At 67.5% G+C, this 16387-nt stretch carries 15 protein-coding genes; 9 read left to right on the top strand and 6 right to left on the bottom strand.

Going from position 1 to position 16387, the window contains the following annotated elements; genetic code table 11:
- Positions 1 to 12 precede the first annotated feature (12 nt).
- Together IB258_RS08165 and IB258_RS08170 are read left to right on the top strand one after the other, a co-directional pair.
- Complete coding sequence (locus IB258_RS08165; RefSeq protein ID WP_054456360.1) at positions 13 to 903, top strand: LysR family transcriptional regulator; 891 nt, start codon at positions 13 to 15, stop codon at positions 901 to 903.
- Between the two features lie 137 nt (positions 904 to 1040).
- Positions 1041 to 2654, top strand: coding sequence for an ATP-binding cassette domain-containing protein (locus tag IB258_RS08170; protein WP_192352412.1), 1614 nt, complete (start codon positions 1041 to 1043; stop codon positions 2652 to 2654).
- Here IB258_RS08170 and IB258_RS08175 read toward each other — a convergent pair.
- Positions 2647 to 3102, bottom strand: coding sequence for a GNAT family N-acetyltransferase (locus IB258_RS08175; protein WP_175161441.1), 456 nt, complete (start codon positions 3100 to 3102; stop codon positions 2647 to 2649). The genes IB258_RS08170 and IB258_RS08175 overlap by 8 nt on opposite strands.
- A gap of 107 nt (positions 3103 to 3209) precedes the next feature.
- On the opposite strand from IB258_RS08175, the gene IB258_RS08180 reads away from it, so the two are divergent.
- A complete protein-coding gene (locus tag IB258_RS08180; RefSeq protein ID WP_192352413.1) occupies positions 3210 to 4484 on the top strand; it encodes a hypothetical protein in 1275 nt (424 codons plus the stop codon).
- A gap of 1 nt (position 4485) precedes the next feature.
- Here the strand turns inward: IB258_RS08180 and IB258_RS08185 are convergent, their stop codons facing one another.
- The 4 genes from IB258_RS08185 to IB258_RS08200 form a co-directional block, all read right to left on the bottom strand.
- On the bottom strand, positions 4486 to 5052 hold the full coding sequence (locus tag IB258_RS08185; RefSeq protein ID WP_192328245.1) for a hypothetical protein: 567 nt from the start codon (positions 5050 to 5052) through the stop codon (positions 4486 to 4488).
- The gene (locus IB258_RS08190) at positions 5049 to 5630 is read right to left on the bottom strand and encodes a hypothetical protein (RefSeq protein ID WP_175181309.1); all 582 of its coding nucleotides are present in this window, start codon (positions 5628 to 5630) and stop codon (positions 5049 to 5051) included. The genes IB258_RS08185 and IB258_RS08190 overlap by 4 nt, the downstream gene beginning before the upstream one ends.
- Positions 5627 to 6223: a hypothetical protein gene (locus IB258_RS08195; protein WP_192352414.1), complete on the bottom strand. Its 597-nt coding sequence runs from the start codon at positions 6221 to 6223 to the stop codon at positions 5627 to 5629. Before IB258_RS08195 ends, IB258_RS08190 begins: the two co-directional genes overlap by 4 nt.
- Before the next feature lie 169 nt (positions 6224 to 6392).
- Positions 6393 to 6959, bottom strand: a complete 567-nt coding sequence (locus IB258_RS08200; RefSeq protein ID WP_192352415.1) for a hypothetical protein — start codon at positions 6957 to 6959, stop codon at positions 6393 to 6395.
- Positions 6960 to 7238: 279 nt separating this feature from the next.
- Between IB258_RS08200 and IB258_RS08205 the strand changes: the two genes are divergently transcribed.
- The 6 genes from IB258_RS08205 to IB258_RS08230 all read left to right on the top strand — a co-directional run bounded on the left by IB258_RS08205 (position 7239) and on the right by IB258_RS08230 (position 15821).
- Positions 7239 to 7952, top strand: coding sequence for a gluconate 2-dehydrogenase subunit 3 family protein (locus tag IB258_RS08205; protein WP_054456371.1), 714 nt, complete (start codon positions 7239 to 7241; stop codon positions 7950 to 7952).
- A gap of 3 nt (positions 7953 to 7955) precedes the next feature.
- Positions 7956 to 9731: a GMC family oxidoreductase gene (locus IB258_RS08210; RefSeq protein ID WP_054456372.1), complete on the top strand. Its 1776-nt coding sequence runs from the start codon at positions 7956 to 7958 to the stop codon at positions 9729 to 9731.
- Positions 9732 to 9743: 12 nt separating this feature from the next.
- Positions 9744 to 11057, top strand: a complete 1314-nt coding sequence (locus IB258_RS08215; protein ID WP_175181305.1) for a cytochrome c — start codon at positions 9744 to 9746, stop codon at positions 11055 to 11057.
- Positions 11058 to 11328: 271 nt separating this feature from the next.
- A complete protein-coding gene (locus IB258_RS08220) occupies positions 11329 to 11841 on the top strand; it encodes an ATP-binding protein (RefSeq protein WP_125472158.1) in 513 nt (170 codons plus the stop codon).
- A 69-nt stretch (positions 11842 to 11910) separates the two neighbouring features.
- Positions 11911 to 13554 (top strand): VRR-NUC domain-containing protein, encoded by a 1644-nt coding sequence (locus IB258_RS08225; protein WP_192352416.1) that lies wholly within the window; start codon positions 11911 to 11913, stop codon positions 13552 to 13554.
- Complete coding sequence (locus IB258_RS08230) at positions 13551 to 15821, top strand: ATP-dependent DNA helicase (protein ID WP_192352417.1); 2271 nt, start codon at positions 13551 to 13553, stop codon at positions 15819 to 15821. Before IB258_RS08225 ends, IB258_RS08230 begins: the two co-directional genes overlap by 4 nt.
- Here IB258_RS08230 and IB258_RS08235 read toward each other — a convergent pair whose 3' ends face one another.
- Positions 15822 to 16229, bottom strand: a complete 408-nt coding sequence (locus tag IB258_RS08235) for a group III truncated hemoglobin (protein WP_119451386.1) — start codon at positions 16227 to 16229, stop codon at positions 15822 to 15824.
- Positions 16230 to 16387 lie beyond the last annotated feature (158 nt).

The following is a 16387-nucleotide window of genomic DNA, read 5'->3' on the forward strand; positions in this document are numbered from 1 at the left end:
GGCGCCCACCCGATGAGCTCGATCCGCTTCTTCCGCACCTTCGTCGCCGTGGCGCGCAGCGGGTCTTTCGCCGCGGCGTCGGAACGGGTGTCGCTGACGCCGGCCGCGGTCAGCCTGCAGATGCGCGCGCTGGAAGACGACTTGGGCGTCACCCTGTTCGACCGCAGCGGCAAGATCGTGTCGCTGAGCGAAGGCGGACACCGGCTGTTGCCGCGCGCGGAGCAACTGCTGGCGGTGTACGACGACCTGCGCGACGGCCCGGCCGGCGACGAGCTGGTGGGTTCCATCGATGTGGGGTCGGTGGGCACGTCCATGGCGTTCCTTGCGCGCGCCGTACTGACCCTGCGGGACTCGCATCCCAAGCTGAACGTGCAGCCGGTGATCAGTTTTTCCGGCGACCTGTCGCTGCGCGTGCGGGCAGGGGAGCTGGACGCGGCGCTGGCGGTCAAAAATGCCCACAAGCTGCCTTCGGGCACGCAATGGACGCCGCTCTACACAGAACCCTTTGTGTTCATCGCCAACCGTCAGGCGGCGGGCAAGGCGGACGTGGCCAGCCTGATGGCGCGGCGGCTCTTCCTGCGGCCTTCGCGCGACACGCACACGGGGGCGCTGATCGATGCCTTCGTCCGCAGGAATCACCTGAAGTTTGGCGAGTACCTGGAAATCAATTCGCTGCGGACCATGGTTGAACTGGTGCACCAGGATGTCGGCGTGACCATTGTTCCGCTGACGCGCGCGGCGCATTGGGAGGAGGATCCGCGGCTGCGCGTGGCTTACTTCGATGATCCCTCCGCGCAGCGCACCGTCGGGCTGTTCGAGAACGAGGCGCGCAGCCACCTGACCAGCGCCCTCAGGCGCGTTCTGCTCGCCACGATCGAGCAGGATGCCCAGGTCAGGCGGTGATCCCCATTACAATGCGGTATTCATCACCTCACCAGGAGTCATTCGCCATGCGCCACTGATGCCGCCGTCTACGCGACGGCCAGTCTCCACCCACCCCCAAAGAGCAGGGGGAGTTCTTGGCATCCTTGGAATTGCACATGACGAATCCCTATATCGCGCTGGAAGGCGTGTCTTATGTTCTGCCGGACGGCAGAACGCTATTCTCCGGTCTCGACGAACAGTTCGACCTGCGGCCTACCGGGCTGGTAGGCCGCAATGGCGTGGGCAAGAGCGTGCTGGCCCGCATTCTTGCCGGGCAGCTGCCGCCGGCCCGCGGCCGCTGCCTGCGCTCGGGCAGCGTGCATTACCTGGCCCAGCAGGCGGCGCCCGACGTGGCGGAAACCGTGGGCGGCCTGGCGGGCATGCAGGCCACGCTGGCTGCGCTGGAGCGCATCGAAGCGGGCAGCGCCGCCGCCGAGGACTTCGACATCGTGGGCGAGCGCTGGGGGGCGCGCCTCGCGTTGCAGCAGGAGCTGGAACGCTGCGGCCTGGGCCATCTGGATGCGGCGACGCCGGCCGCCGCGCTCAGCGGCGGCGAGGCCATGCGTGTCGCCTTGATCGGCGCGTTGCTGTCGGACGCCGACTTCCTGATCCTGGACGAACCCACCAACCATCTGGACAGGCCGAACCGGCAGGCCCTGGCCGAGCAGCTGCAACGCTGGCCGCGCGGTTTGCTGGTGATCAGCCACGACCGGCAATTGCTGGAGGCGATGCAGCGCATCGTGGAATTGTCGACGCTAGGACTGCGCGGGTACGGGGGCGGCTACAGCTTTTACGCGCAGCGCAAGGAAGAGGAACGGAGCAATGCGCTGTCGCTGCTGGAGCAGCGCAAGCATGAGCGCCAACGCGAGGAACAGGCCCTGCGCGAACAGCACGAACGCCAGGAACGCCGCCAGGCGCGCGGCAACCGTCAGGCACGCGACGCCAATCAGGCCAAGATCCTGCTGGGCCGGCAGAAGGCGCGCAGTGAAACTTCCGCGGGCAAGCTGCGCCACCAGCATGCGGCGGCCAGCGAGCGGCTTGCCTTGCGCGTGCGCGAGGCGGCCGCGCAGGTCGACGACCAGGACGCCATCGTGCTGCATGCGCCGCCCGCCGCGATGCCGGCGCAGCGGCGCGTCGCCGAACTGGATGCAGTGGAGCTGCCGTTTGTTCCGGCCGCCACGCGCCGCATCGACCTTGCGCTGGGCGGGCAGCAACGGGTGGGCGTGGTCGGTCCGAATGGTTGCGGCAAGTCGACCTTGCTCAAGGTGCTGGCGGGACAGCTGCAGGCACCGGGCGGAACCTGCCGGGTCGCGGCAAAGGCCGTGTATCTGGACCAGGGATTGGCCATGCTGGCGCCGCAGCGGCCGGTGCTGGAGCAGTTGCAGGCGGCCAATCGCAGCGCGACGCAAGCCGACTTGCGCACGCGCCTGGCCCAACTGGGGCTGGACGCGCGCAAGATCGCGGCGCCCAGCGGCGAGCTCAGCGGGGGAGAGCGCCTGAAGGCCGCGCTGGCCTGCGCGCTGTACGCCGACCCGCCCGCGCAATTGCTGTTGCTGGATGAACCCAGCAATCACCTGGATCTGCATTCGATGCAGGCATTGGAGGCGATGCTGCGCGCCTACCGGGGCGCCTTGGTCGTGGTGTCCCATGACGACGCGTTCATGGAGCGTCTGGACCTGACGCACCGGCTGGTTGCGGGCAGGGAAGGCTGGCGCCTGGAAACTATCTGATCGACAGTTCCAGGATGTCGTCGCCGGCCTCGTCGCGCTCCCCGGTGGGCGTCCACCCCAAGTGGCGGTAGAAGCCATGGGAGCGCACGGCGGGATCGCTGGCGCATGCCAGGAACAGGCGTTCGTGTCCCAGGCTGGCCAGATGGCGGACCACCAGTTGCAGCAGCGTCTTGCCCGCGCCTTGGTTCTCGCTTTCGGGCAGCAGCGCCAGCACCACGATTTCGCCGGTCTCGCGGTCGCCGAAGCAGTAGCCTGTCACCCGGCCGTGCGCGCAGGCGACGAAGCCGGGCAGGTCACCCGAGCGCACGCCAGCGGCCCAGCTGTCCTCGGTGATGCCCAATGCGTGCAGTTCCTCCACGGAAAATGCGTTCTCTCTCGTCTGGCCGCGGATCGTCAGGCAGGCGGGGACGTCGTCGGCGGTGGCGGGGCGGAATGTCAATGTGCTCATATCCGTATATTGACACCCTGTGCGCAATCGTGGCGAGCGGTAACACTCCGCGCGTCCGGGCGGCATTAACATCGTCCGCTTCAATCCGCGCACTGCAGGGTGTAGGCATGCTCGAGTCCGTACTCGCGCCATGGGCGCTCACCGGCCGGCTGTGGCTGCGGTTCTGGCCGCAATTGATGGCGCTGGTGCTGGCAGGCACGCTGGCCCGCGATGTGCTGCTGTGGGTGGCCGCGCAGACCGGCTTCGCCAACCATCTGGCCGGCCTGGCCGTGCTTACGCTGGTGGCCCTGGCGCAGCTGGTCACCACTGTCGCCATGTTCCTGGTGCTGTTACCGGGTCTGCCAGCCTTGCGAAGCGCACAGGAAGCGGCGCGCGCCGGACAGGCGGAGGCCGGCGGCAGCAACGGACGTCTGGGGCGGGCGCTGACCGTGGCCTTGTTGCCGTTCTTCGCCTACTACGCCGCCTGGGGTTTCCTGGGCGACATCGTGCGGCAATACTCGCGCCTTGCTTATGGGCTGGATCCGCTGGGCGAGCACGGCAATGTGCTGGACGCGCTGGATTCCCGCTGGCTGCTGGTGTCGGTGGCGATTTCCTGGCTGGTGCGCAAGGCGGCGGTGACGGCGCGCGACCGCACGGGCAAGGGGCGCTGGCAATGGCTGGTGGTGCTGTGCGAAACCAACTGGGTGCTGATCGGCTTGTACGTCATCAGCCGCTGGAAGGACCAGGCGTGGCAGTGGCTGGCCGACCGGCGTGGCCTGGAGGCGTTGTTGCAGTCCCTGATGAACATGCTGACGCCCGTCACGAATGCCTGGGCGGCGGGCATGACACCCGTGGAGGCGCAGGGGCGCGGCCTGGGCGCCGCGCTGCTCAGCCTGTTCTTCTATGCCTTGTTGCCGGTGATATGGCTGGTGATGGCCGCACTGGTCTATGGCTATGACGTGCGCGACGATGCCGATCTCAGGCGCTATGAACGGCTGCAACGGCTGGGCGATCGCTACCGCGCCGTGCCGCGTTTTCTGCGCGATTTCGTCGAGCATTTCGTGGCCGGCTACCGCAAGCGCTATCTGCCGCTGGCCAGCGGCGTGCGGCTGGCCTTTCACAGCAGCGCGCTGCTGCTGGTTACGCTCATCGTGGGCTACCGCCTGATCGACTGGGGCGCCGCGTGGCTGTGGTACGGCGCGGCGCGCCTGATCGGTCCGCACGACCTGGATACCTGGCAGGTGCTGGCGCATGGCGTTTCGCTGCTGTTCGGCAGCCCCTTCCGCGATTCTTCCACCGGCCTGCTGATCGAACCCGTGCGCATCTGCTTTCTTGCGGCCGTGCTGGAATGCGCTTACGCACCCTGGAAGATGCGCAGCGCGGCGCCCGCGCCAGCAGCGTGAGTCAGCCGGCAGGCTCCGGCGGCGCGAAGCGCAGGTAGGCAGGCCGTTCGGCGTCCATGGAGACGGTGATAGACCAGGGCGCGGCTGCGTCGGCGGGCACCATGAAGGCTTCCATGATTTCGACGCTGGCGCCGGGTGCGGCGCCGCTGTGGGCCGCGGCCACGCAACCGCGTGCGGTGCCGCGCGGCAGGCGCAGCGCCGGGGCGATGGCGGGCAGCCAGGTGCGTCCCTGCGCGTCGTGCAGCGCAATACGGCAGCCGCGCCAGCGCGTGGGCAGATCGGCAGATTGCACCTGCACGGAGAAAGCAGCCAGCGCGGCGCGCGAGCCGGGCTGCCAACCCCTGCCGGCAGGTGGTTCCAGTACCGCGAATTGCCGCAGCTGCCATTGCGCGCCGCCCAGCGGCGCCTGCGCGCCCGCCGCGATTTCGCGCGGCTGCAATTCACGGCCTGCGAGCCAGCGGGCCACGCTGTCGCGACCGCTCCAGTACAGCGTCAGCGCGAGCAGCACAGGAAGCAGCCACAGGCTGCGGCGGCGCCAGCGGCGTTCGCTTGCGGCCGCATCGTTCATGGGGCGGCCTCCTGTTCCAGATCATGGTTGGCGGCGGCGATGGGCCGGCCGGAGGCGTCCAGCGGGACGTCGTCCAGCGTAATGCGCACCTGCGAATCCAGGCGCGGGTCATAGCGCGCGGACAGCAGCAGCGTGGCGCCGCGCGCCTGATCCGGCCGGATCTCGAACACCAGCCGCACGGTGCGCGGCAGGCCCGGTTCCAAGGCGTGGGGCGGCTGGTTGCGCGCGAGGGCAAGGCGGTCCGTATGGCGGTAGGCCAGGCCGCCGGGTCCGAGCCAGGCGGCTTCGCCGACCGTGGCCGACGTGTCCCGTGCCGCCAGGCGCAGCCAGACGATGGCCCAGACGCCGCCCGTCGTGCGCGTCTGCGTGGCGCTCAGGCTCTTGTAGTTCAGCTGCTGCGCGAACTGCACGCGCTCCACAGTGACGTCGAACAGCCTGGCGCTCACCGTCTGTCCCATGGCGCCGCTTGCCGTGATGGGGCCGGTCAGCGCCATGTAGCGGGGCGTGGTGCGCTGCATGGCGTACAGGGCCAGCGCGGCGGCCAGCACCAGCAGCAGGGTGCCCAGCCGCGCGCTCATGGGGCCGACTCCGGCGCGCCGCCCGGGGCTATCGGCAACTCGATCCGGCCCACGTTCGCGGGATTGAACCAGCCCGGCGCGCCATACAGGTTGTCGACGGGCTTGTAGATCTTGCTCTGCACCGCGAGCGCGGTGCGCATGGGAACCGCGGCCGCGGGGGGCAGCATCCAGACGAAGGCCATGCGCTCGGGCAGGCCGGGCTGCAGATAAGGCATTTGCTGGGAGTCGCGCAGGCCGACCACCATGGGCTTGCCGGCAGCCGAACCCAACGGCGCATTCCAGCGCAGCAGTCCGAGATAGTCGGCGCTCGATTCGGCGGTGCGGTTGGTGAGGTCGGCCTCGACCACCAGCGCCGTGGCGCCGGGCTTGAGCGGCACGCCGTAGACCTTGGGCGTGGAGGCGGTCCAGGCCCGGCGCGGCACCACCTGCCACTGGCCGGTCTGGATCGAGATATCGGCGCCATACACGGGTTCGGACACGCGGTTGAGCTTGCCGTAGGCGCCGTAAATCGCCACGCTGGCCGCAGCGACCAGAGAGCCTATGCCTGCTAGGCTGGCTGCGACACGGGCTCTGAGCGAGTGCAGTACGCGCATCCGGACTCCAGGCGCGCAGGCCGCGCGCATCGGGAATCCCAGATCGTAGGCGTGTCGCTCCTGGCGGGTTTTGTCCTTATGTTTCCATGCATGTCGGGGGCGGCAATGCTGCGTGCGCCGGCCAAGTTTTGAAACAATTCGCCGGGCGCGTTGCGCAGTCCCGGGCGCTTCAGAACAGGTTCAGCGCCCGCGCCACCCACCAGCCCAGGCCGATCGCGACGCCGATCAGCAGCGTCCTGCGCAGGCCGCCGCCCTTGGCCGGCACGGCGCCCGGAGGGAGGCCCGCGTTCGGGTCCGATTGGACCGTTGCCGTCGGGGCGCGGGTCGGCGTCGGCTCATCGGTCTCGATCACGAACTCCGGCTTCGCGCCCTGCGGCTTCAATCCCGGCGCGAGATTTTCCACGTCCACGCCGGCATTGCGCAGCATGTCCCACAGGCCGCCATCGCCCTGGCCGGCGCGCAATGCCTCGATGCGTTCGCGTTCGGCGCGCGGCACTTCGTCCAGGCTGTCGTATTTGCGGCCATTGACCGTGACCGCGCCATTCTTGATCTCGACCTTGAAGGACTCGCCGTTTTCGATGCCGGCATAGCTCCAGGTCTCGTTGACCGTGGCGCCGTCCATTCCGCCGTCCAGCAACTCTTCGATGTTGGCGCGCTGTTCAGGCGTGAGGTCCTTCGCGGCGCTCCAGCTGCGCGTCGTCGTGGTGCTGCGCCAGGTCTTGGTTTTTTCGTTCATGCGTGGGTCCGTTGTCATGCGGGTCTAGTGCAAAGGCACTTACTTTGTCCTTAATGCAAAACTTATTTTCATGTCAAGAAAATCGATCTGATATGGTCATCTGAGCGTATCAGATGGCCTAAAAAGCGCATAATGTGCGCACCCTTTCCCAAGCTCCATGTCGTGGGGATCGGGTCGATTTTCTGCAAGCGAAGAGCGTGTTGTCACTAGCTCGGCGGTTCGTGTTCCCAGGTTCATGTTCGGTAGCTAGGACAACTTGGAGTATTCACGGAGATGTCTATGACAGAAGACGCAAAGCCGCGCAGGCGGTTCCTGCAGGCGTTGGCCATTGTGCCGGCGTCGACGCTGGCGGTGGGCGCAATGACCACCGGCTGTACCAACGAGCCGGATAGCGCCGCAGCGCGCGCGGCCAAGCCCTACGAACCCACCTATTTCACCAAGGCCGAATGGGCCTTCATCGTGGCCGCGGTGGATCATCTGATTCCCGCAGACCAGTACGGTCCCGGCGCCATCGAGGCCGGCGTGCCGGAGTTCATCGACCGCCAGATGGAAACCCCGTTCGGCCACGGCAAGCTCTGGTACATGCAAGGTCCGTTCCACACCGACCAGGTGCCGGAACTGGGCTACCAGCTGAACCAGAATCCCCGCGAGGTCTACCGCCACGGCATCGAGGCCTGTGACGCCTGGTGCGTGAAGACGCACGGCAAGGCCTACGCCGAACTGGACAAGCCGCTGCAGGAGCAGATCCTGAAGGACCTGCAGGGCGGCAAGATCAAGTTCGAAACCGTGCCTGCCACGACGTTCTTCAGCTTCCTGCTTTCCAACACCAAGGAAGGCTTCTTCGCCGATCCGATGTATGGCGGCAACAAGAACATGGTGGGTTGGAAGATGGTGGGTTTCCCGGGCGCGCGCGCGGACTTCATGGACTGGGCCGACCAGCCCAACGCGAAGTATCCCTACGGCCCCGTGTCGATCTCTGGGGAGAAGGGTTAAGCCATGGCGATCAAGAAAGACAAAGTCGATGCGGTGCTGGTCGGGTTCGGCTGGACCGGGGCGATCCTCGGCCAGGAGCTGACCGAGGCCGGCTTGCATGTACTGGCGCTGGAGCGCGGCGCGATGCAGGACACGCCCAAGGACGCCGAGTATCCCAAGGTTGCGGATGAGCTGGCGTACTCCGTGCGCGGCAAGCTGTTCCAGGACCTGTCCAAGGAAACCGTGACCATCCGCCATGGCGTGGACGACGTGGCCGTGCCGTACCGCCAGAACGGCTCGTTCCTGCTGGGCACGGGCGTGGGCGGCGCGGGCTTCCACTGGAATGGCATGCACTACCGTGTGCTGCCCGAAGAACTGGAGCTGCGCACCCGGTATGAAACGCGCTACGGCAAGAACTTCATCCCTGAAGGCATGACCATCCAGGATTTCGGCGTGACCTACGACGAGCTGGAGCCGTACTTCACGAAGTTCGAGTACGTATGCGGCACCTCCGGCAAGGCCGGCAACCTGAACGGCCAGATCGTCGAAGGCGGCAATCCGCTGGAAGGCAAGCGCAGCAAGGAATTTCCGCTGCCGCCCCTGACCACCACCTACGGCGCCCAGTTGTTCGACAAGGCGGCGCGCGAGGTCGGTTTCCACCCCTATCCGGCGCCCGCGGCCAATGCTTCGGGTCCGTACACCAACCCTTATGGCGTGCGTCTCGGCCCCTGTAATTTCTGCGGTTTCTGCGAGAACTACGGCTGCTACATGTACTCGAAAGCTTCGCCGCAGACCACCATCCTGCCGGTGCTGCTGAAGAAGCCCAACTTCGAGCTGCGCACGCACTCGCACGTGATCAAGGTCAACCTGGACTCGAGCGGCAAGAAGGCCGTGGGCGTGACCTACATCGATGCGCAAGGCCGCGAAGTGGAGCAGCCGGCGGACCTGGTGATCCTGTCGGCCTACCAGATGCACAACGTGCGCCTGCTGCTGCTGTCCGGCATCGGCAAGCCCTACGATCCCAAGACCAATGAAGGCGTGGTCGGCAAGAACTACGCGTACCAGATGAACGGCGCGGTCAGCGTGCTGCTGCCCAAGGGCACCCAGCTCAATCCCTTCGTGGGCACGGGCGCGGGCGGCGTGGGCATGGACGACCTGAACGGCGACCAGTTCGACCACGGCCCGCTGGGCTTCCTGGGCGGCGCCAGCATCCGCCACGTGCGCTACGGCGGCCGTCCCATCAAGCAGACGCCCACCATGCCGGGCACGCCCAGCTGGGGCACGGGCTGGAAGGCCGGCGTACAGGACGCCTACCAGCGCCACATGTCCATAGGCATTTCCGGTTCGGTGATGTCGTACCGCGACGCCTATCTGTCGCTGGACCCGACCTACAAGGACAGCTTTGGCCAGCCGCTGCTACGCATGACCTTCGATTGGCACGACAACGAGTTCGACATGCTGGGCTACATGGGCAAGCGCATGGAAGAAGTGGCCAAGGCCATGAAGCCCGAAAAGTACGCCGTGGGAGTGCGCAAGAAGGGCGCGCGCTACGACACGCGGGTCTACCAGAGCACGCACAACACGGGCGGCGCCATCATGGGCACCAACCCCAAGGAAAGCGTGGTCAACAAGTACCTGCAGAGCTGGGACGTGCCCAACCTGTTCGTGATGGGCGCCTGCGTGTTCCCGCAGAACATGGGCTACAACCCCACCGGCCTGGTCGGGGCGCTGGCCTATTGGTCGGCGCAAGCGATCCGCGACCTGTATCTGAAGAACCCCGGCCCGCTGGTCCAGGCTTAAGGAGACGGCACAATGATTAAGCAGACCATTGTTGCGGCCATCTCCGCCCTGGTGGCCAGCGCCGCGTTCGCCGCGGACGGCACGCCGGCCGCCGCCGACGCCCAGATGATCAAGCAGGGCGAGTACCTGTCGCGCGCCGGCGACTGCATCGCCTGCCACACGGCCAAGGACGGCAAGCCGTTTGCAGGCGGCCTGGGCATCGATTCGCCGCTGGGCATGATCTATTCCACCAACATCACGCCCGACAAGGACACCGGCATCGGCGGCTATTCCTACGAGGACTTCGACCGGGCCGTGCGCCATGGCGTGGCCAAGGACGGGCACTCGCTGTATCCGGCGATGCCGTACACCGCCTACGCCAAGGTCACGCCCGAGGACGTGAAGGCCTTGTACGCCTACTTCATGCATGGCGTGGAGCCGGTCAGGCAGGAGAACAAGGACACGGACATCATCTGGCCCTTGTCGATGCGCTGGCCGCTGGGCGTGTGGCGCTGGATGTTTGCGCCCGACGTGGCCACGGCCCCCGTGACCGCCGATACCCAGGGCGCCGACCGCGCCGCGCTCCTGCGCGGCCAGTACCTGGTCGAAGGCCTGGGCCATTGCAGCACCTGCCACACGCCGCGCGGCGTCGCCTTGCAGGAGAAGGCGCTGACCGAGGCGGACGGCTCGGCCTTCCTGTCCGGCGGCGTGGTCGAAGGCTGGCTGGCCAAGAACCTGCGCGGCGACACGACCGACGGCCTGGGCAGTTGGAGCCAGGCGGACATCGTGGCCTTCCTGAAGTCCGGTCGCAACGGCCATTCCGCGGCTTTTGGCGGCATGGCGCAGGTGGTGGGCGACAGCACGCAGCACCTGTCCGATGCCGACCTGAACGCCATCGCGGCCTATCTGAAGAGCCTGCCGCCGGTGAACAAGGACGCCACCAAGCCGCTGGCCTACAACGAGTCCGTGGCGCAGGCGCTGCGCACGGGCAAGGACAAGGGCGACGGCGCCATGGCCTTCCTCAACAATTGCGCGGCCTGCCACCGCAGTACCGGCAAGGGCTATGCGGAAACCTTCCCGCAGCTGGCGTTGAGCTCGACGGTGAATTCGGCGGACCCCGCGTCCCTGATCCACATCGTGCTCAAGGGCGCGCAGATGCCGGCCACCGCGGCGGCGCCCACTGCCTACGCGATGCCGGGCTTCGACTGGCGCATGACCGACAAGGAAGTCGCCGATGTGGTGACGTTCGTGCGGTCCAGCTGGGGCAACCAGGGGGCGGCCGTCACCGCCGCCGACGTGGCCAAGGTGCGCAAGGACGTGGGGGCGGCGCCGCAGCCCGCGCGTTGAGGTCCCCGCGGCATCGCGCAGCGTGATGCAACACGGCGCCGGCAAGCTGCAGGGCTTGCCGGCGCTGTTTTTTCCGCGGAATTTGACAAGAGCCGATGCCGGGCGCAAGCTTCACCACATGCGCCGATCCCTGACCCCGTTCGCTTTGATTATTACCACCATCAAGGTCATGGTGGGTTAGCGCGCGTCGGTACATCGCTACATAAACCCGCCAGAGGCGGGTTTTTTGTTGGCCCGCCTCCTGCCGCAGTTTTTTCCAGGAGAGCACTTCATGATGTCCACAGAACCTTCCGCCGCCGCCACGCCCATGCTGCACTTTCTGTGCGGCAAGATCGGCGCCGGCAAATCCACGCTGGCGCAAGCCTTGGCCGCGCGGCCCGGCACCATCCTGCTCAGCGAGGACAGCTGGCTGGCGGCGCTGTATCCCGGAGAAATCGTGGACCTGACCGACTACGCCCGCTGCGCCAGCCGCCTGCGCAATGCCATGGGCAGCCACGTGGCGGCGCTGGTCCGGGCGGGCTTGTCGGTGGTGCTGGACTTCCCGGCCAACACGCGGCGCAGCCGTGAATGGCTGCGCCAAGTGGCGCAAGAGGCCGGCTGCGCCCATCAGCTGCATTTTCTGGATCTGCCCGATGAGGTCTGCAAGGCCAGGCTGCGCGCGCGCAATGCCTCGGGCACGCACCCTTACACCACCACGGACGAACAGTTCGACATGATCACGGCGTACTTCGTCGAGCCGGACGAAGACGAAGGGTTCAATCTGGTGCGCCACGGGCAAGCCTGAAGAGAGGGACGCCGGCCGGGCGCGCCTGCTATGATTGCTGGATAAATATCCAGTCTTCCGGCCCGGCCGATGTTCCCCGCCTACCGTTACTACTATCTGCACAACTTCCAGCGCGCGCTGACGTGGGTGGGCGACCGCTACGCCGACCTGCTGGACGACGCCGAGCGCCGCTTCATGGCGGAATTTCCGGCCTTGCCGCAGGCATCCCAGGCCCTGATGGTGCGCATGCTGATGCGGCGCGGGCCATGGTTCCGCGCCAGCCGGCTGACCTACGAGGAGATCGGCGCGGCCGAGGCCGCCGCCGGGCCGCTGCTGCAATTGGGCTGGCTGGACGCGCAGGCGCCGATGACGCTGGATGAACTCTTCGGCCTGCATACCAAGCCGGAGCTGAATCGCATGTTTGCGCAGGTGCCGGCCAAGTCCGCCCCGCGCAAGGGCGATCTGCTGGAGGCCGTGCGCGTCGCGTGCGCGGATGCGCGGCCCTATGCGGACTGGAATCCTGCAGCGGACGAGCCAGTCTGGCGCGTGGCCGTATCGGATGTCTGTGAGCGATTCCGCCTGATGTTCTTCGGCAATCTGCACCAGGACTGGTCGGAGTTCGTGCTGGCCGACCTGGGCGTATTCCAGTACGAGACCGTGCCGTTCGATGCCTCGTCGCGCGCCTTCCAGACGCGCGACGACGTGGACTGCTATCTGGCGCTGCACGCCTGCCGCGTCGCGCTGGATGAGGGGGCGGATGCCGATGCGCTGATGCAGGCCGTGCAGGCCTGCGCCAGCGCCAACCCCTGGCTCGAAAAGCGTCGCGCCAAAGTGCTGTTGCGCATCGGGCAGTCCTGCGAGCGGTCGCAGGACTGGGACACCGCGCAGCGCGTGTACGAGGCCTGCGCATATCCTGGCGCGCGCCATCGCCGCATCCGCGTGTATGAACGCATGGCGCGGCACGGCGACGCGTTGGCCCTGGCTCTGCAGGCGCAGGCCCAACCTGAAAGCGAAGAGGAAAGCCAGCGCCTGGCGCGCATGCTTCCGCGGCTGTATCGCGGCGCGGGGCAGGGCGCTCCGGCGCGCGATTCGGCTCCCGCCTTGCTGCGCACCGATCTGACGCTGGCGCGCCCGGCAGAGCGAACTTCGGTGGAATTCGTCACCCGCGATCACCTGCATCGGGACGACGCACCCGTGCACTACGTGGAAAACGCGCTGATCAATTCGCTGTTCGGACTGCTGTGCTGGCCCGCGGTGTTCGCGCCCTTGCCGGGCGCTTTCTTCCATCCGTTCCAGCGCGGTCCGGCGGACCTGGACGCGCCGGATTTCCATGAGCGCCGCGCGGCGCTCTTTGCGCAATGCCTGGCGCAGCTGGACACGCCGGGCTACCGCGACCTGATCCTGCAACGCTACGCCGAAAAATCCGGACTGCAATCGCCCTTTGTTTTCTGGGGCTCCCTGTCCGAGGACCTGCTGACGCAGGCGCTGGACTGCCTGCCTGCCGCCCACTTGAAGCTGTACTTCGAACGCCTGCTGCGCGACGTCAAGACCAACCGCTCCGGCTTGCCGGACCTGATCCGCTTCTGGCCGGCCGAGCGCCGCTATGAGCTGATCGAGGTCAAGGGGCCGGGCGACAAGCTGCAGGACAACCAGATCCGCTGGTTGCGGTACTGCGTGTCGCACGGCATGCCGGTGCGGGTGTGCCACGTCAGCTGGCGCGAGGACGCGGCATGAGCTACGCCGTGGCGGTGCGCGCCCTGTGTGAATTCACGGCGCGGGCGGGGGATCTGGACCTGCGCTTCACGCCTGCGCCTACGGGTCTGGAGGGCATGGCGGGCCATGCCGCCGTGACGGGGCGCCGGGGGCCGGATTACGAGACCGAGTTGGCGCTGTCCGGCCTGCATGAAAACCTGCTGGTGCGCGGCCGCGCCGATGGCTACGACCCCGTTGCCAATCAGCTCGAAGAGATCAAGACCTACCGCGGCCAGCTTGAAAGTGTGCGCGATAACCACCGCGCAGTGCATTGGGCGCAGGCCAAGGTGTACGGGCATCTGCTGTGCCAGGCGCGCGGACTCGCAAGCCTGCGCGTGGCGCTGGTGTACTACAACGTGGTCACCGAGGAAGAGACGGTGCTGGTGGAAACGCACGAGGCCGCCGCGCTGCAGGCGTTTTTCCGCGAGCAATGCGGAAGATTCCTGGCCTGGGCAGCGACCGAGCTTGCGCACCGCCAGGCGCGCGACGCGGCGTTGGAAGCGCTGAAGTTCCCGTACGGCGAGTTCCGCGCGGGGCAGCGCGAGCTCGCCGTGGCCACGTACCGCACGGCGCGCGACGGCGGCTGCCTGATGGCCCAGGCGCCCACCGGCATAGGCAAGACGCTGGGGACGATCTTCCCGCTGCTCAAGGCCAGCCCGGGCGCGGGCCTGGACAAGATTTTCTTCCTGGCCGCCAAGAGTCCGGGCCGCGGCCTGGCGCTTGAGGCGCTGGACACGGTCAACGCGCAGCCGGCTGCGCCCGGCTTGCGGGTGCTGGACTTGCAGGCGCGCGACAAGACCTGCGTCCACCCGGACCTGGCCTGCCACGGCGAGTCCTGCCCGCTGGCGCAGGGATTCTACGACCGCTTGCCGCAGGCGCGCGAGGCCGCGCTGTCGCATGCGCGGCTGGATGCCGCCACGGTGGCGGCCACCGCGCGCGAACATCAGGTCTGCCCGTACTACCTGTCGCAGGAGCTGATCCGCTGGAGCGACGTGGTGGTGGGCGACTACAACTACTACTACGACGCCACTGCGATGCTGTACGCCATGACGCAGGTGTACCAATGGAAGGTGGCGGTGCTGGTGGACGAGGCCCACAATCTGGTCGACCGGGCGCGCCGCATGTACACGGGCGAGCTCGACCAGGCCTCGCTCGCGGCGGCGCGCTACGCCGCGCCCAAGGGGCTGAAGAAGTCCCTGGATGGTTTGCAGCGCTCATGGAACGCGCTCAACAAGAAGCAGGCGGAGCGCTACCAGGCCTATGACGAGGTCGCGGCCGGCGTGCTGGCCGCGGTGCAGAAGGCGGTGGGCGCGATCATGGAGCACATGGCCGAGAACCCGCTGCCGCAGGACGATCCCGTGCTGGCGTTTTACTTCGAGGCCTTGCAATTCATGCGGCTGGCCGAGCAGTTCGGCTCGCACGCGCTGTTCGATGTGACCCTGTCGGACGCCAGCGCGGCCGGCGCCAAGACGCCGCCCTCCGTGCTGTGCGTGCGCAACGTGATCCCGGCGCCTTACCTCGCGGCGCGTTACGCGGCGGCGCATGCCACGGTGCTGTTCTCGGGCACGCTGAGCCCGCAGCAGTTCTACCGCGACACGCTGGGCCTGCCCGCGGCCACGCCCTGGCTGGACGTGGCCGCGCCATTCCAGGCCGAGCAGTTGGCGGTGAGGGTGGTGGGCAACGTATCCACGCGCTATCGCGACCGCGAGCGTTCGCTGGCGCCCATCGTCGAACTGATTGCGCGGCAATACGCCGAGCGGCCGGGGAACTACCTGGGTTTTCTCAGCAGTTTCGACTATCTGCGCCAGGTGTCGGACCTGATGCGTGAGCGCCATCCCGCGGTGCCGATCTGGCTGCAGACGCCGGGCATGGACGAGGCGGGCCGCGCGGCGTTCCTGGCGCGCTTTACTGAAACGGGGCAGGGCGTGGGCTTCGCGGTGCTGGGCGGCGCATTTTCGGAAGGCGTGGACCTGCCCGGCAAGCGGCTGATCGGCGCGTTCATCGCCACGCTGGGGCTGCCGCAGGTGAATCCCGTGAACGAGAACATGAAGCGCGCCATGGACTTGCGCTATGGCGTGGAGAACGGCTACGACTACACCTACCTGTACCCCGGCATGCAGAAGGTGGTGCAGGCGGCGGGCCGCGTCATCCGCACGGAACACGACGTGGGCACGGTGCACCTGATCGACGACCGCTACCGCCGCGCCAAGGTGCGCGGGCTGCTGCCGGGCTGGTGGCGGATCGAGTGATCAGGCCGGGTGCAGTTCGGTCAGCGGCTGGCTGGGGTCGCGGCTGAGCTGGTACCCATACCAGAGGCTGCGCGCCATGCGCCGGGCCATTTCCTGGGCTGCGTCGGCCAGCGCCCGGTTGGGCAGGGCGTCGGTGGTCTCCTGCCATAGCGCCAGCCAGCGCTCGAACAGTTCTGCGCTGAGGTTCGGCATGGCGGCATGCTTGGGCATGGGCATGCCGGTGAAGCGGCGCGTGCCCAGCAGCACGGCGGACCAGAAATCCGACAGGGTCGCCAGATGCTCGTCCCAGTCGTGCACCTGACTGTTGAAGACCGGGCCCAGCTGCGCGTCCGCGCGCGCCTTGCCGTAGAAGGCGTGCACCAGGTCGCGGATTTCGGCTTCGGTGCAGATGTCTGCGTCTGAGGTCAAGGTCGTCTCCTTGTGGGGCGGAAGGCGATCTTAGGGCGGGTGCGCCAGCCTGCGGTTTGATCTGGCGCAAGTTTTCCGGCCTGCCGCGGGATCCGGCGCGCCAAGCGCGGCGCCTGTGGTTTGCGTAGTATCGTCTGCCTGCGCGGCCGGCGTCCGGC

The organism is Achromobacter sp. ACM02 (genome assembly GCF_014851605.1).
In the GTDB taxonomy this organism is placed as follows: domain Bacteria; phylum Pseudomonadota; class Gammaproteobacteria; order Burkholderiales; family Burkholderiaceae_B; genus Achromobacter; species Achromobacter aegrifaciens.

Excerpts from the sequence above, each read along its gene's own strand:
- IB258_RS08165 (WP_054456360.1), top strand. The coding sequence starts at position 13 with ATGAGCTCGATCCGCTTCTTCCGCACCTTCGTCGCCGTGGCGCGCAGC.
- IB258_RS08170 (WP_192352412.1), top strand. The coding sequence starts at position 1,041 with ATGACGAATCCCTATATCGCGCTGGAAGGCGTGTCTTATGTTCTGCCG.
- IB258_RS08175 (WP_175161441.1), bottom strand. The coding sequence starts at position 3,102 with ATGAGCACATTGACATTCCGCCCCGCCACCGCCGACGACGTCCCCGCC.
- IB258_RS08180 (WP_192352413.1), top strand. The coding sequence starts at position 3,210 with ATGCTCGAGTCCGTACTCGCGCCATGGGCGCTCACCGGCCGGCTGTGG.
- IB258_RS08185 (WP_192328245.1), bottom strand. The coding sequence starts at position 5,052 with ATGAACGATGCGGCCGCAAGCGAACGCCGCTGGCGCCGCCGCAGCCTG.
- IB258_RS08190 (WP_175181309.1), bottom strand. The coding sequence starts at position 5,630 with ATGAGCGCGCGGCTGGGCACCCTGCTGCTGGTGCTGGCCGCCGCGCTG.
- IB258_RS08195 (WP_192352414.1), bottom strand. The coding sequence starts at position 6,223 with ATGCGCGTACTGCACTCGCTCAGAGCCCGTGTCGCAGCCAGCCTAGCA.
- IB258_RS08200 (WP_192352415.1), bottom strand. The coding sequence starts at position 6,959 with ATGAACGAAAAAACCAAGACCTGGCGCAGCACCACGACGACGCGCAGC.
- IB258_RS08205 (WP_054456371.1), top strand. The coding sequence starts at position 7,239 with ATGACAGAAGACGCAAAGCCGCGCAGGCGGTTCCTGCAGGCGTTGGCC.
- IB258_RS08210 (WP_054456372.1), top strand. The coding sequence starts at position 7,956 with ATGGCGATCAAGAAAGACAAAGTCGATGCGGTGCTGGTCGGGTTCGGC.
- IB258_RS08215 (WP_175181305.1), top strand. The coding sequence starts at position 9,744 with ATGATTAAGCAGACCATTGTTGCGGCCATCTCCGCCCTGGTGGCCAGC.
- IB258_RS08220 (WP_125472158.1), top strand. The coding sequence starts at position 11,329 with ATGATGTCCACAGAACCTTCCGCCGCCGCCACGCCCATGCTGCACTTT.
- IB258_RS08225 (WP_192352416.1), top strand. The coding sequence starts at position 11,911 with ATGTTCCCCGCCTACCGTTACTACTATCTGCACAACTTCCAGCGCGCG.
- IB258_RS08230 (WP_192352417.1), top strand. The coding sequence starts at position 13,551 with ATGAGCTACGCCGTGGCGGTGCGCGCCCTGTGTGAATTCACGGCGCGG.